The organism is Paenibacillus sp. FSL L8-0638 (assembly GCF_038593075.1).
GTDB lineage: Bacteria > Bacillota > Bacilli > Paenibacillales > Paenibacillaceae > Paenibacillus > Paenibacillus polymyxa_D.
On sequence record NZ_CP151960.1, the window covers coordinates 561,817 to 576,571 of the forward strand.

Consider the following 14,755-nt stretch of genomic DNA (forward strand, 5'->3'; position numbering starts at 1 on the left):
GTATCGTCCAGTATAGCAATGTAGGCGTGATTTCGAGATTAGGGTAACGGTGAAAAAAGGACTTCATTGGCATGTTAGCCGATATGAAGTCCTTCATCATGTTTATTTCGTTGAATATTCGCTTACTTCAAATGTGAGAATTTTGTTGAAGATTACGTAGTCTTTGCGATTGCTGAATGGACCTTTGTTGTTATTGTGCTTGTCAATGGCAAAGAAAGAAGCACCTCTACCAGCATCTTTAGCGTCATACCAAGCGATGAAAGCATTGAGTTCTTTTTTACTCAAATCGAATTCTTTATCAAACCCATTGTCCATGGTTACAGTCAGAATAGCTCGATCACCAGTTGGTTGGGAGGCCCCATCTGTATCCGACGGATCGGGCTTAGTGGACGGATCCGGTGTAGTAGACGGATCGGGCTTAGTGGATGGATCCGGTGTAGTAGATGGATCTGGTGTAGTGGACGGGTCCGGTGTAGTAGACGGATCGGGCTTAGTAGATGGATCCGGTGTAGTAGACGGGTCAGGCTTTGTAGATGTATCCGGTGTTGTAGATGTATCCGAATCTTGATAAGGTAAAAAACCTTCGGGTACAGAATAGTTAAAAGCGCTTGCTCCAAAATTAGCAGTAAGTGTTTTTTCTGATGTTGTACCATTTATAATCAATGGAAAAACTTGCAATCCAGCAAGATCCGAAGGTTTAGCAATGCTTAATCCTTGAGACACCCCATTTTTATACCATGTGATCTTATCGTTGTCTAAATCTAGAGCTACTCCAATCACGTCTTTGTTACCGAACTTACTACCATAATTGGTTCTTTGAATTCTGTCTGATGTGTTTTTCGTTTTAACAAATAATTCAGGAGTGAAACCATAGGCTGCTATTCTATCCCAAGAGGATGAAGGTAATGTACCTGTCTCTCCAGTAATTCCTATGGCAACTGCGGACTCAACCCATGTATCTTTTATAGTGATCTCCCAATACCATTTACCTGTGGTTTTTCCTATAGATGCTTTGTCAGCTTCATTGATTTTCGTGAGAGTGTTATCCAATGACCCATTTGACCAAGTCACATTTGTAGTTTCTGCTTTTGTAACGGTAGGGAACAATGAGAACACCGAAGCTCCAATAAGAAGGGCTAACACTATTGTTCCTAGTTTTTTGAATATAATATTGTTCATGACTTCCTCCTAAATATATGTAATAACAAGTGAATTATAGAACTGGATTGGGAGAATTGTCCAAACATTAAATGATATATATTAAAATATGAGTATTATTATGGAATTTAATTTGTTAACTTCAGAATTAGACTAATATGAGGCGTGGGATTCGATAATCATAATGACCTGGCATATCCCATATGACTAAGTAAGTGCTTTTTTGCTCACATAGAGGAGGGATATGATTGGATGCATTCGTTTCACGCTCATTAGATGAAATACGATTTTGGTCCAGGATTATGAAGGAGCATTCCTTTTTTCTGGGGTTAGGTTTTAGAGCGGAAGATACTCAACTTAAAACAGAAGCCAATCGGTTCTACACCATTTTTGAGGATATCGAGAAAAGGTCGCATGAATTTAATAACAAGACAGATCCTTATACAATCAAAGAGTTTAATACGGAAGTTCAGAATGCAGCGACGAATATTTGGGCATTTAAGAGAATGGTATTGGGCCTTATATTACAATGTAAGCTTCCTGGACAAACCAATTTTCCTTTACTGGTAGATCACGTAAGCCGGGAAGCAAATTATTTCAGAAACCGTTTAGGAGAACTGAATTCAGGAACACTTGAACCCTTACCTGATGCTATTATTGACGAAAATGTATTTTTCTTAAAAATCATGGCCGATCACGCAAAATTTATAGGCCATTTACTTGATCCATCCGAACGTAAACTGGTTGAACAAGCTAGGGAGTTTAGTAATGATTTTGATATGCTAATGTTTCAAGCGATTGACCTAAGTCATATGCGGCCACAGTCACAAACCGTTCCACTCCTGAGTCAATTTGTTGATGAGAACCGTGTCTCTGTGAAGTCCTTGCGTGATTTTAAGAAAACAGCGCGTGATTTAATCGACGAGTGCCGAATAAAAAGCATTATCCATCCTTTATTAGCCGATCATGTATTTCGTGAAGCTGAGAGGTTCCTTTTTATTCTCGATATGTTTGATCAATCCTTATCAGGTGTTAAGGTGAATAAGAGAGAAATCATGCACTGAGAGAGTCCTGCAAAACGAATACAGTTTCTTTAAAATGTCCAGTGGAAATAAGCTTTAGACTGAACAAAAAATCAAACAGCGGCGGACCAAGACTTGAAAAATAAAGTCTTAGACAGCCGCTGTTGTCATCCAACTAACGTGTATGAGCATATAGAAAATCCAATATGTCAGCATTAAGTCCCCTATGGAAATGTTCGCGATCAAAGCCGGGAGGGTCTTGCGATGGGAGAAGGGCTGGAGTCCTCATCGATTTCGGGAAAGGACTCAGAAAGGAGAAATGTCCGGCGTTTTTTACGGTTTTGTATTGTACCTTCTTAGGGTCCAGCACGCCATCCAATATTATACGCGCGTGTAAAGAAGGAGTGTACTGATCCTTCTCTGCATCCATCATTAAGATAGGTAGATTAACCGTACGCAAGCTATCTTCAGCTCGAAACCAGACCGACGCTGGCGCTAGTAAAACGAGGCATTTTACTCGGTAATCTGGTGTAACCTCTATAAGCTGGGGCTTTCCGTCCGAGGTCTCGTGAGGAAAAGAAGTCGGCACGCCACCTGCCGCTGCTAATACCGTATAACCACCCATGGAATGTCCAATGAGCGACACAGCATTCTGTATCAAATTGTCCTTGAACAGCATACTATCGAAAAACCAATCGGTGGCCATATTAAGATGTTTAGGTCTATAGATAAGATTCTGGGCAGTCCCTTCCAGACTATTATCATTTCGATTGTTAAATGGATGCTCTGGAATGCCGACAATAAAACCATTACGTGCTAAATACTGCGCCAAAATCCGATACACAAGCGGTGTACTGCCAGTACCGTGAGAGATGATAACCAAAGGGAACCTTCCTTCCGATGGCTCTGCCTCTCTCACCAACTCTAACTGGTATGGACCCAATCGCTCTATTTGTTCGGGTTCGTCCGTTGGATACATTACCATCATGGGAAATGTAATGCCTAGAGAGGAATCCTTTATTTCTACTTCTCGCCATCCTGCATAACTATTCTTAAATTCTGCGTTTCTTATCATCCACTATACTCTTCCTTTCTCGAAATTTTTGTTTAACTATCCCCCTGCCCGTTTGCTTAATGCAATAATAGACAGCTACGGAGTGCATACGCCCCATCTCCGATCAGCTTCAATTTTTCTTGTTCACTTCTAATTATTGCTATATATTCAAATCCAAGTATCATTGGCTGCCGTTAATTCTGACTCTGCTCCTCCAGTATTTACTACGCCCCTCGGCTCTACTAGCATGATATGGCACTCTTTATGTGCGAATGGCTTGTGTTCGACTCCTTTAGGTACAATAAACATCTCCCCCTGGGAAACCTGTACCCGTCCATCTCTAAAATCAATGAACATCTCGCCCTCAAGTACAATAAAGACCTCGTCGGTATCTTGATGATCATGCCATACAAAATCCCCAGTTATTTTCACCAATTTAAATTGATAGTCATTCATTTCACCAATAACTTTCGGAGACCAATGATCACTAAACTTAGATAACTTTTCATTCAGTTTGATGGATTGATACTTCATAATAACCTCCTTTTAAACTAGATATCCTCAGATGGATTTATAATCGCCAAAACCTGGTGATCCTCCCATTTTCCGTTGATCTTTACGTTGCTTCGAGAGATGCCTTCTTTATGAAAGCCAGCCTTCTCAAGCACACGGATAGATCCTGGATTCCGAGGAGAGGCTTCCCCGAAGATCCGGTGAAACTTTAGCTCATCGAAAGCATAGCGAACCACCTGCTTCACCGCCTCCGTCGTATAGCCCTTGCCGTTATATGCTTGATCTAGGCTGTATCCGATCATACAGCTCTGAAGCGGTCCCCTCACCACAAAAGATAGACCTATGCTGCCTATAATCCGGTCATCCTCCTTGTGGCATACCACAAAGGAATATTTCCGATCCTCCATCATGTCGGCCTTGCTCTTAATAATTGTCTGGAGCTGGTGCTCCTCCGTATAGTACTTCTCTTGGTTGTTTGGCGAAAACTTCTCAAAGAATTCCCGATTGCGCTTGTACATTGCTGTCAATTCTGCGGCGTCCGTCTCCTCAGAGAACCGGATGTATACTCGCTGCTCCGACATCTGCACCATCCTTCCAAACTGTAATATTGAAAGAATTATATCACAGGATGAAGATTGGGAAATTGATTTGATGAATGGTGTATATCAGGCAGCATTCCTTTGAATGTTAACTAAAAATATATACCGTAATTATTGGATTGGATATAATGTTTTCTAAAAAAGGAGGATATATTGTAATGAATAATGCTTACGAAGTGCTTGAGGAGCGTATATCCGAATGGGGAATCTCTAATGAGGAAATTATTGCGGTTTATATCGTTGGGTCCCGGGCAAGAGAGGACAAGCCTTTTGATGAGTTTTCTGACTTGGATGTAGTCGTCTTTTCAACGAATCCAGATTACTATCTTCAAAATGATCAATGGTTACTAAACATCGGCAAAGTTTGGACCAGCTTTATGTTTCGAACGGCAAAAGGGGATCCGGAAAAACTCGTTCTCTTTGACCAAGGGGCTGAGGTTGATTTTCTATTCCGTCATATTTCTGATCTGGATCATATAATCAAAAATGGACGTATTCCTGAAGGATTTCAGCGGGGGGTCAGGATGCTGCTCGATAAGACGGGGAATGGAAATCAAATCATTTCTCAAACCACAACGATCCCGGATACTCCTCTAATATCTGAAGGTGCTTATCTACAGGTTGTTAACATGTATTGCTTCGCCTCTCTATATGTGGCTAAACAAATTTTGCGTAATGATCTGTGGGTAGCTAAGCAAAGAGATATGGACTGTAAACAATTATTGCTGCAAAAATACGTGTATCCGGATGAATTATTTTCCCATATTCAAAACTGGTTAGGGGGACAATATGATAAGCATAGATAAAAAGTCGAGCACCCTAATTGTTGTACTGCATGAGATTTATGGGATTAACAAGCATATACAAAATTTTTGTAGCCTATTATCAGATCAGGGTTATGACGTCATTTGTCCAAATTTACTAGGCAAAGAAACGCCTTATGACTATTCGCAAGAGGAAAGTGCCTATACCAATTTTATAGAAAATATAGGATTTGAACGCTCTTTCTATCATATCGAAAGTTTATTATTAAGTATTCGAGCTCGCTATAAAAAGGTATTTATCGTCGGCTTTAGCATAGGGGCAACGGTTGCCTGGCTGTGTAGTAAAGAAAAGTATGTTGATGGAATTGTAGGATACTATGGCTCTCGTATTAGGAATTATTTAGAAATAACTCCACATTGTCCAACACTGCTTTTTTTCCCACAGGAAGAACCATCATTTAATGTGGATGAGCTCATTTCAATTTTAGATAACCGTAATATCCGGGTACATAAATTCAGCGGACAGCACGGATTCAGTGATCCGTACTCTCCCCGATATAACGTACATTCGGCTCAGCAATCATTTAACGAAACGGTAGAGTTCTTCAAGAGAGGTTGATCAATGAACAGCTTCATCCAGCCCACACCTGTTTCATTACTCTGGGGAAACGCACAGTCTGATATGCGGATTAGTCAAATGTATACACATCATTGACTATGAAAAGGAGACGTATGTGGCTGTGGCTACCTTTTTTCATAATACCATTCAACCTTCTCCGGCAGATGGGGCAAAAGCGGCGGATCAGAGCGGGAAAGCTTCTTAATTTATCCTGCTTACTACGACAGGAGTTAACTTTCAGGACTCCGCCATTGCTATTGCCCAATTCAAACAGTCTGCTTGATTTGAGGTAATGCGAAAAATAAAAGGACTCTGATGATCTAGTCGACCTCTATCGAAAATATCTCTTTAAAACCTCCTTTACCCTCGGCTGTAATACGTATCGCTCGGGTTGTAGGCAGACGCTCGATCCAATTTAATTCAAATAATCTGTCCAGAATAGCACTTCCTAAAGCACCTGCAAGGTGATGGCGTCGTTCACTCCAATCCAGGCATTTATGTGAGAAGGAGCGGCGCTTTTGTCTTGTTTTTGTAAGGTCAATCTGAAAGTCAGTGAAGAAAGTCTCTCCTTGGTCCGTAATATGAAGCCCGTCCTGATCCTCGGAAAGAATCCCCTTTTGCATGAAAAAATTCATGAGCTGTACGCCTAATTGACCCGCAACATGATCGTAGCAAGTTCTTGCCAACCGTATGGCCTCGTTTTCGGAGGCTTGTTTGAATGACTTGATTGGAACAGGTGGAGCTATGGATAAAAATGACTCCATCACCCGGGCAACTTCGGGGTCTTGAATGCCATAGTAACGGTGACGCCCTTGTTTTTCCACAGTAACGACGTGTGCCTCGGTCATTTTAGCCAGATGGAAGCTGGCCGTTTGCGGTTTGATGCCTGCCATATGGGCCAATTCACTTGCCGTGTGGAACCTGCCGTCTAATAAAGCGGTGAGTATAGCTGCACGGGAAGGCTCGCTAACAAGAGAAGCAATCATGGCTACATTTGACTTGGTGCTCATGGCACGGTTATCCCCCTTTGTAATCCATACTTCGATGAAGGTTGAAATATTTATATTTTACAATAGGGAGGTAGATCTGAATAGAAGGAGAAGAGATAATGAACCCAACAAATCAGATGAATAAGATGAATCATACCCCAGACGTTAAAACGATTAACCCGAGCATTTTATATTACGGAACCCCTGTGATTTTACTCAATACGGTGAATGAGGATGGAACAACCAATATTAGCCCCATTTCCTCCTCGTGGGCATTAGGAGATTGTGTGGTACTAGGTATTGGAATTGGCGGGAAAGCATTTGAAAATATGAAGCAGCATCCCGAATGTGTAATCAACGTCCCGGGGCCTTCGATGTGGGAGAATGTAGAACGTTTGGCTCCTTATACAGGCAAGAATCCTGTTCCAGCGGAAAAGAAGGAACATGGATTTATGTACCATAAAGATAAGTATGAGATCAGCGGACTCACTTCGATTGAGTCGAATAGAGTCAAGCCCGCCCGAATTAGGGAGTGTCCTATTCAAATTGAAGCCAAGGTGAAGGATGTAAGAATCCCTAACCATTCTCCTGATTTTGCGATCGTCGAAACCCAAGCCATACAGGTGCATGTTCATCAGGATATCATCCTCGGTGAGAATCATATTGATCCGGCAAAGTGGAGTCCGCTAATCTATAATTTCCGCCATTATTTTGGTTTGGGTGAGCATTTGGGCAAAACCTTCCGATCTGAAACCTGATGCTTTAAGTAAAATGATAATATCCTACCTGAATAATGAGAATTATCTTCCCAAATCGTCCTTTTTATGCGAGAATAATTGAAAAATCATCCATGACTACGCATACAGGAAGAGACGATTCATACAGCACGTATAACAAGGGAGGAAATAATCATGTCAGAAGAACGCAAGCTGTCATTCGAAACTCTCGCTGTCCATGCCGGACAAGAGATTGATCCTACTACCTTTTCTCGCGCCGTTCCGTTGTACCAAACCACTTCATATGGATTTCGGGATGCCGAGCATGCGGCTGATTTGTTCTCGCTGAAAGAATTCGGCAACATTTATACGCGTCTGATGAATCCGACCACGGATGTGTTCGAGCAACGGATTGCCGCACTGGAAGGCGGGGCTGGCGCGTTGGCCACAGCTTCGGGAATGGCGGCGATTTCCTTCTCCATTCTGAACATTGCGGGAGCTGGAGATGAAATTGTGTCGGCCTCCAGTCTGTATGGTGGTACATATAATCTATTTTCTACAACACTGCCCAAATTGGGCATTAAAGTACATTTTGTCGATTCGGATGATCCAGAGAATTTCCGCCATGCCATTACGGGTAAAACGAAGGCCATCTTTGCCGAAACGATTGGCAATCCACAGGGCAATGTGCTGGATGTGGAAGCAGTAGCGGCGATTGCGCACGAATATGGTATTCCGCTGATTGTGGATAACACGTTCCCAAGTCCTTACTTATTGCGTCCTATTGAATACGGAGCGGACATTGTTGTGCATTCGGCAACGAAGTTTATTGGCGGACACGGTACGTCTATTGGTGGGGTGATCGTGGACAGCGGCAAGTTTGACTGGAAAGCGAGTGGTCGTTTCCCGGGGCTGACTGAGCCGGACCCGAGCTACCACGGAGTTGTTTACACCGAGGCGGTGGGACCTATCGCATATATTATCAAGGCACGGGTGCAATTGCTACGGGACTTGGGAGCTGCCATTTCTCCGTTCAATTCATGGCTGCTGCTTCAAGGCTTGGAGACACTTCATCTGCGGCTGGAAAGACATAGTCAAAATGCCTTGAAGGTAGCGCAATATCTCGAAGGCCACAAGGATGTGGAGTGGGTCAGCTACACCGGGTTGCCGAGCCACCCGTCCTACGCATTAGCTCAAAAGTATTTGCCGAAAGGACAAGGAGCAATCCTGACCTTTGGTATTAAAGGTGGAAGCCAGGCGGGAAGCAAGCTAATTGCGAATGTAAAGCTATTTTCTCATTTGGCGAATGTAGGTGATTCCAAGTCTTTGATTATTCATCCGGCAAGCACAACGCACCAGCAGTTGAATGAGGAAGAACAGGTTGCTGCCGGAGTAAAACCGGAGCTGTTACGCCTATCTGTCGGGACAGAAGCAATAGACGATATATTGTATGATCTGGAGCAGGCGATCGCGGCCAGCCAGCAGTAGTAGCAGTAGACTCTTCTTAGACTAAGTGTGACAGAGCATTCGTGTAGCATCGCAAGTGATTTTTCGACCCAGATCGGTATTCGTTCAGGGTTGATCAGGCGGGGGGCAACCTCCGTCTTTTTTTGCGTGTTGACAACATACCCCCATAGGTATATATTATACCCCGTAGGGTATATGAGGAGGGGAAGAAGTGGGTAGAAAAATAGTTATTATTGGCGGGGTAGCAGGTGGAGCTTCTGCTGCTGCGAGGTTGCGTAGATGGAATGAGGAAGACGAGATTACTCTGTTTGAACGCGGAGAGCATGTTTCTTTTGCGAACTGTGGCCTTCCCTACTATATTGGCGGGGCAATCCCTGCGCGGGAGAAGCTGTTTCTCCAGACGCCTCAAGGGATAAGAGACCGTTTTAATATAGATGTGCGGGTACTGAAAGAAGTGATACAAATAGACCGCGAGCAGAAGCTCGTCCATTTCCGCGATATGGTTACAGGGGAAACAGATGAGCAGTCATACGATATTGTGGTATTGTCGCCGGGAGCCAAACCGATGATACCGGACATTCCCGGATTACATGAAGCTGTGAATGTATTTACATTAAGAAACATTCATGACACGGACGTCATTAAAGCATATGTAGATGAAAGACATCCCCAGCATGTCACGGTGATCGGGGCCGGATTTATTGGGCTGGAGATGGCCGAGAATTTGCGGGAGCGTGGACTTGCAGTAACTATTATTGATAGGGGACAACAATTATTGAATCCACTGGACCCTGAAATGGCCAAATGGGTAGAACAGCATATGAGACTGAACGGGGTGGAGGTGCGTTTAGAGGAAGGAGTCACGGCTTTTGAAGAGCAGGGTGCACAACTTCGTTTGACCTCCGGGGGTGTACTTCAGACGGACATGGTTATTCTGGCGATCGGTGTTGTTCCTGAAAATGAGTTGGCCAAGCAAAGCGGATTGGAACTTGGTTTTCGCGGCGCCATCCAGGTCAACGCCCAACTGCAAACCAGCGATTCGGCCATTTATGCGGTGGGGGATGCCATCCAGGTCAAGGACCGCAATCATGGGTTTGCAACGATGGTATCGCTAGCTTGGGGAGCCAATCGTCAGGGGCGCTTGGCAGCGGATCATATTAACGGTCAGACAATTTCTTATGATGGGGCGCTCGGAACATCCGTCATTAAGACCTTTGCATTGACTTCAGCATCTACAGGTAATAATGAAAAAACATTACAGCGGCTGGGCGTTCCTTATCAGGCTGTTCATATTCATCCCGGTTCGCATGCTGGTTATTATCCTGGCGCATCACCCATCGCTATGAAGCTGCTCTTTAATCCCGAGAATGGGATGATCTATGGGGCGCAGGCTGTTGGAGCTGATGGAGCAGACAAAAGAATTGATGTCATTGCGACGGCTATTCGTGGTCATTTGAACGTCCGAGAACTGGCTGATATTGAACTTGCTTACGCACCTCCCTATTCTTCAGCAAAAGACCCTGTGAATATGGCGGGCTACGTGGCTTCGAATATCATGGATGGGCTGGTCCAAACGATACAGTGGCATGAAGTTGATGATTTTCACCGAAAGGGTGGTCTTATTATTGATGTTAGGGATGCAGTGGAGCTACAGGCAGGAGCCATTCCAGGTTCGATTCATATTCCTCTGGCCGAGATTAGAGAGCGGATGGCGGAAATCCCTAGTGATCTGGAGATCGCGGTATCCTGCCAAGTTGGTCTGCGAGGCTATATTGCGGCCCGAATTTTGACCCAATACGGTTATCGGGTGAGGAACGTTGATGGTGGCTATAAGACGTATTCGGTTATGGCTGAACGTGATCATCTCTTAAAATAGTTCATCACCCATCCAATCTGGTTAAGGTGATCCGTTACTTCGCCGTGCAGCGCACCAAAGAAAGTATCTTGTAGCTCCACGGTAACGGTACCTTTTTCTGCTAGTGCGTGGTAAGCCTGCTTAAGCTCGTCCTCACTTTCACAGTCGAGAATGATTTGTACATGCTGTGCTTTCAGCGGCTTACCGTAGGAATCCGAAAAATGGATATGACTGCTACCCAGGTGAAGTTCAGCGTGCAAGAGTCTGCCTTCCTGCTTGTTTAGCACTTTGATTTTTCCGCCTAAAACCGATTGGTAATAGTCAATTGACTGCTGCACGTCGTTTACAATGACAAAAGGGCTTGCACTTCTCATGGAATCATTTCCTTTCCTGTCTTTAATGTAGGATTGCTACTGTACATTATTTACGTTATTCGCAGAGTTTACCCCCTTTCTGATCAAATTATGGCTTGGTTCACTGTGTGACGTCTGTTACAATAGAAGAGTCATATACGAATGGATAGAAAAGAGGTTGAACAGTGGGCACTTCAGTGATTTGGGAAGCAGTTATATATTGGGTAATCTTGGTGATTTCCGCTCTGTGCGTGATCGCAGTATCTGGTAGTCGGAAGACGGCAAGCACGATTATTTTGGCGCCCGTTGTTTTATTCTGTACCATATTTATGATGCAGGGCTCGGTGTTTACTGCCATGCAGCACCCGACGATGGGGTCTAATGTGGGTTTGGGTATGGCATTTCTGACAACATGGGTAGTCAGCGGAATATTGTTTGCTGTAGCGCTTGTAATTGCTTTTATTAAATATAGCAAGAAGAACAAGGCGTAATTTAGCCCTAACCTCAGATGAATAAAGGCTTTCGGTGATGTGCCGAAAGCCCTTTTTGTATTCCTTTTTAACCATGCAGGATGTCTCCGCTTATCTGCGTCTTCTCATAAGCAACACAACGATCAGCACGACGATGATCACGATCAATAGGAATTTCATATTCGATAACCTCCTTGGTCTGTCTCATATTTGGTATTAACCATTTTTAGTTAGTATGCACCGATGGATCTCAAGCAAGTATCTATTGTCGAGTTCTTGGGGAAATTTAGAATGTGGGATCAAAAAGAGGTTTACAGGCTTAGCTGGAAAGTGTATACATAAAGTAAGGGAGGCGATTGCCATGAGTGATCGTGCATTTCATTTGTTCTATATTATTTTCTTAACGGTTCTGGCACTTGGAAGTGTTGGTGGAGTCGCTTGGTGGCTGCGCTCTGTCGGTCGTCAAGAGAAGGAAAAAAACTAAATTCAACATGGGAATACAAGCCCAGTGCATCTTCCAGTAGGAGGGTGCATTTTTATGTGTTATAATGGGAACATATGTTCTTTGTAGGAGGGAAGACGATGTTGCCAGATTTGGAACGAAAGCTGCTACGTATTTTGTATAATTATTTCGCCCAGCATCGCCACATGCCCACAATGGCGGAATTGACCGTAAAAACGGGCAAGCGAGACGCTGAAATTAAAGTCGCCTTGCGACATATGGAACAGGAGCGCTACATCACTTGGGAAAACAATTCGGGTACCCAACATGTTGTTTTACTGGAAGGATGGGAGCGTCCCTCGACCCAAAGGCGCACTCAAGCCGAAACAAGACGTTCCACTACGCAAACGATGCCGACCGATGGTACAGAATATTGGACGAATTATTAAAAGGTATATAAAACTGGAGAATTAATGAGTTTTTAAGGTGCATATCATTTAGTTTTAAGAAAGCGAGACTATAATGACCCTATTAACCCCTTTTTGATCAAGCTATAGGCCCTGTCGATGTATCGACGGGGTCATTTTTTTGTTCATGATACGGTTTCCGTAAAATGAAAAATCCCCCGGGGATCATCCGGAGGATGGGTGCAGTTTGCATGTACTGCACAGCTTGCCCAAACTTCATCGTTTGATGGCATAATATATATTCAACCCCTGCTACCTTGCAATATATGGTCAGCATGTTCATAAGGGGCAGTGTGATTCCACTGTTCATTTTCCAAACGACAAAAGCCCTACCTCTCTTTCGTCCTTGCGGCTCCGATGACCGCGCCAGTGTGAATGTGAAAATCTTCGGCAAAAGCTCAAAATTCTACATTAGGGTTATACATAAAATTTGGAGAAGCTCCATACGGTGATTAGGAGTAATAGCTTGTTGCGTGGAATCTTATGGGGTTAATACATACTTTAATAGTATAGCAGGAATATATCTAAAACACAAGGTGTGTTTGGTTTCTTAATTAGAATAGCATGATTTCCCATCTATAAATTGCAGACTAAAAGCCGTCTTCGTATTGTAAAATGCTCAAGCAAGAAGGTAAACTTTTGATGGTTGGACTCCGATATTGAATACACAAGATATTTTAGAGTGTACGGATGAAAAGAGGGGTAGCAATTTGCCGACCTATAAGCGCTTTATTCAGCATGTTATCCTGAACTATATTATAGGTTCGTTTATCGCTGTATTGTTGGTAGGTATGATTTTTGTATTTTCCACGTTAAATGTTGCCCACTATGAAATTCTGGGTCTTGTTAAAATTATTGCATTTTCCAGCGTCATTATGATTGCTTGTGAAACCATAGTGTTTCGAATCCATTTGAGACCGGTTCATCGTTTTTTTCTAGGTAACCAGGAAACGCTCAAGGATGTAGAAGCGGTGTATATCCGGGTTCATCATCTGCCTAATTTGTCAGTTTTACGTATTGTAGGACCGCATTTGTTAGGCTTCTCTATCCCGGCAACCGTCATTGCGTTATGGATGATACATACTGGACAACTTACTTTTCCCTTTTATTATGTAGGAATCGCCTGTATAGGAGCTTGTCTGGTCGCTTCCATGCACGCACTGGTTGAATTTTTCCTGACCATGAGAGCAATCAAACCACTGCTGGAGGAAATTCGGGATCGAACCTACCAGCAATATGGATTGAGCCTGTCCCTGCGAGGACGAGTCCTGCTATCGCTTCGGCATAAATTTCAGTTAAGTGCGACGCTCATTGGTGCTTTTCCTTTATTTTTATTTTGTTTAGCTACACAGATTCGCTTGGAACGTTTGGAGGCGGCGAATTCTAGTTCCTATTGGGCATGGGCGGGTGCGATTTTAATCTTTGGTGTAGCCTTTGCTTATCTGGGAGGCAGGTTGCTGACCCGTGAGATCGAACAGCCGATCCACCACCTGCTGGAAAAAATGAATGAAGTGAAGGAAGGCCGCCTGAACAGTAATGCCAGCGATTTGTATTCGGACGAATTTGCGGAGCTGGTCGAAGGATTTAACATGATGATTGAGGGCCTGAAGGAACGGGAAGAAAAGAACGGTCAGCTATTGGACAGTTACTTCGCCACCTTGGCGGCAGCACTGGATGCACGAGATGCCTATACCGCAGGACATTCTTTGCGTGTAGCTGAATACTCTGTACTCATTGGGCGCAAGGGAGGTTTGAATGAGACGGACCTCGATTTGCTGCGCAAAACAGCCTTGCTGCATGATATCGGTAAAATCGGCGTGGCTGACGCTGTGCTACTCAAGGACGGCAAGCTGACGGACGAGGAGTTTGATCAGATTAAAATGCACCCGGTTATGGGGGAGAGCATTCTCCGGCAAGTTGAACCGGCTTATGCTATGGCCCCTTATTTGCCTGGCGTGCGCTCGCACCATGAACGTTATGATGGCAAGGGATATCCTGACCAGCTCGCTGGGGAAGATATCCCCCTATTTGGGCGAATCATTGCTGTAGCGGATGCTTATGATGCAATGACGTCTAATCGCCCCTATCGGCAAGGTATGAAGGAAGAGAAGGCGGTTATGATATTGGAAGAGGGAAAGGGAACCCAATGGGACCCTTATTTTGCCGAATTATTTGTCAAGGAGTGGCGCCGGAACAAAGGCATCACAAGCTGACTCTATAGGTATCAGCACATTAGAGCGAGCCATTGAGGTTCGCTTTTTTATATA

General features: G+C 43.9%; 16 protein-coding genes. 10 read left to right on the forward strand and 6 right to left on the reverse strand.

Annotated features, from left to right (window positions below):
• Positions 1-102: 102 nt before the first annotated feature.
• Entirely contained in the window at positions 103-1,179 is a 1,077-nt protein-coding gene (locus MKY35_RS02490; protein WP_342445483.1) for an SPRY domain-containing protein, read from the reverse strand.
• Positions 1,180-1,406: 227 nt separating this feature from the next.
• Between MKY35_RS02490 and MKY35_RS02495 the strand changes: the two genes are divergently transcribed.
• Positions 1,407-2,222 carry a DUF2935 domain-containing protein gene (locus MKY35_RS02495; RefSeq protein ID WP_342425585.1) on the forward strand — a complete coding sequence of 272 codons (816 nt, stop codon included), beginning with the start codon at positions 1,407-1,409 and terminating at the stop codon, positions 2,220-2,222.
• Between the two features lie 133 nt (positions 2,223-2,355).
• On the opposite strand, the gene MKY35_RS02500 is transcribed toward MKY35_RS02495, so the two are convergent.
• The 3 genes from MKY35_RS02500 to MKY35_RS02510 all read right to left on the reverse strand — a co-directional run bounded on the left by MKY35_RS02500 (position 2,356) and on the right by MKY35_RS02510 (position 4,328).
• Positions 2,356-3,255: an alpha/beta fold hydrolase gene (locus MKY35_RS02500; protein ID WP_342445484.1), complete on the reverse strand. Its 900-nt coding sequence runs from the start codon at positions 3,253-3,255 to the stop codon at positions 2,356-2,358.
• 147 nt (positions 3,256-3,402) lie between these two features.
• Positions 3,403-3,768, reverse strand: a complete 366-nt coding sequence (locus MKY35_RS02505; RefSeq protein WP_342445485.1) for a cupin domain-containing protein — start codon at positions 3,766-3,768, stop codon at positions 3,403-3,405.
• Positions 3,769-3,785: 17 nt separating this feature from the next.
• A complete protein-coding gene (locus tag MKY35_RS02510; RefSeq protein WP_342445486.1) occupies positions 3,786-4,328 on the reverse strand; it encodes a GNAT family protein in 543 nt (180 codons plus the stop codon).
• A gap of 176 nt (positions 4,329-4,504) precedes the next feature.
• Here MKY35_RS02510 and MKY35_RS02515 point away from each other — a divergent pair, with 176 nt between their 5' ends.
• Both MKY35_RS02515 and MKY35_RS02520 read left to right on the forward strand, forming a co-directional pair.
• Positions 4,505-5,152, forward strand: coding sequence for an aminoglycoside 6-adenylyltransferase (locus tag MKY35_RS02515; protein WP_342445487.1), 648 nt, complete (start codon positions 4,505-4,507; stop codon positions 5,150-5,152).
• Positions 5,136-5,729, forward strand: a complete 594-nt coding sequence (locus tag MKY35_RS02520) for a dienelactone hydrolase family protein (protein WP_029516009.1) — start codon at positions 5,136-5,138, stop codon at positions 5,727-5,729. The genes MKY35_RS02515 and MKY35_RS02520 overlap by 17 nt, the downstream gene beginning before the upstream one ends.
• A gap of 320 nt (positions 5,730-6,049) precedes the next feature.
• Here MKY35_RS02520 and MKY35_RS02525 read toward each other — a convergent pair whose 3' ends face one another.
• Positions 6,050-6,739 (reverse strand): winged helix-turn-helix domain-containing protein, encoded by a 690-nt coding sequence (locus MKY35_RS02525; RefSeq protein ID WP_342445488.1) that lies wholly within the window; start codon positions 6,737-6,739, stop codon positions 6,050-6,052.
• Positions 6,740-6,837: 98 nt separating this feature from the next.
• Here MKY35_RS02525 and MKY35_RS02530 point away from each other — a divergent pair, with 98 nt between their 5' ends.
• From MKY35_RS02530 to MKY35_RS02540, 3 genes are all read left to right on the forward strand, one after another.
• Positions 6,838-7,476 carry a flavin reductase family protein gene (locus tag MKY35_RS02530; RefSeq protein WP_342445489.1) on the forward strand — a complete coding sequence of 213 codons (639 nt, stop codon included), beginning with the start codon at positions 6,838-6,840 and terminating at the stop codon, positions 7,474-7,476.
• Positions 7,477-7,629: 153 nt separating this feature from the next.
• On the forward strand, positions 7,630-8,922 hold the full coding sequence (locus tag MKY35_RS02535) for a homocysteine synthase (protein ID WP_342445490.1): 1,293 nt from the start codon (positions 7,630-7,632) through the stop codon (positions 8,920-8,922).
• A 190-nt stretch (positions 8,923-9,112) separates the two neighbouring features.
• Positions 9,113-10,777 carry a CoA-disulfide reductase gene (locus MKY35_RS02540; protein WP_342445491.1) on the forward strand — a complete coding sequence of 555 codons (1,665 nt, stop codon included), beginning with the start codon at positions 9,113-9,115 and terminating at the stop codon, positions 10,775-10,777.
• On the opposite strand, the gene MKY35_RS02545 is transcribed toward MKY35_RS02540, so the two are convergent.
• Positions 10,762-11,130, reverse strand: coding sequence for a VOC family protein (locus tag MKY35_RS02545; protein ID WP_029516003.1), 369 nt, complete (start codon positions 11,128-11,130; stop codon positions 10,762-10,764). The genes MKY35_RS02540 and MKY35_RS02545 overlap by 16 nt on opposite strands.
• Positions 11,131-11,294: 164 nt before the next feature.
• On the opposite strand from MKY35_RS02545, the gene MKY35_RS02550 reads away from it, so the two are divergent.
• The 4 genes from MKY35_RS02550 to MKY35_RS02565 all read left to right on the forward strand — a co-directional run bounded on the left by MKY35_RS02550 (position 11,295) and on the right by MKY35_RS02565 (position 14,701).
• Complete coding sequence (locus MKY35_RS02550) at positions 11,295-11,600, forward strand: hypothetical protein (protein WP_238794843.1); 306 nt, start codon at positions 11,295-11,297, stop codon at positions 11,598-11,600.
• 340 nt (positions 11,601-11,940) lie between these two features.
• Positions 11,941-12,063, forward strand: a complete 123-nt coding sequence (locus MKY35_RS02555; RefSeq protein WP_256026045.1) for a hypothetical protein — start codon at positions 11,941-11,943, stop codon at positions 12,061-12,063.
• A 98-nt stretch (positions 12,064-12,161) separates the two neighbouring features.
• On the forward strand, positions 12,162-12,470 hold the full coding sequence (locus MKY35_RS02560; protein ID WP_342445492.1) for a hypothetical protein: 309 nt from the start codon (positions 12,162-12,164) through the stop codon (positions 12,468-12,470).
• Between the two features lie 728 nt (positions 12,471-13,198).
• Positions 13,199-14,701, forward strand: coding sequence for an HD domain-containing phosphohydrolase (locus tag MKY35_RS02565; RefSeq protein ID WP_342445493.1), 1,503 nt, complete (start codon positions 13,199-13,201; stop codon positions 14,699-14,701).
• The last annotated feature ends 54 nt before the right edge of the window (positions 14,702-14,755 follow it).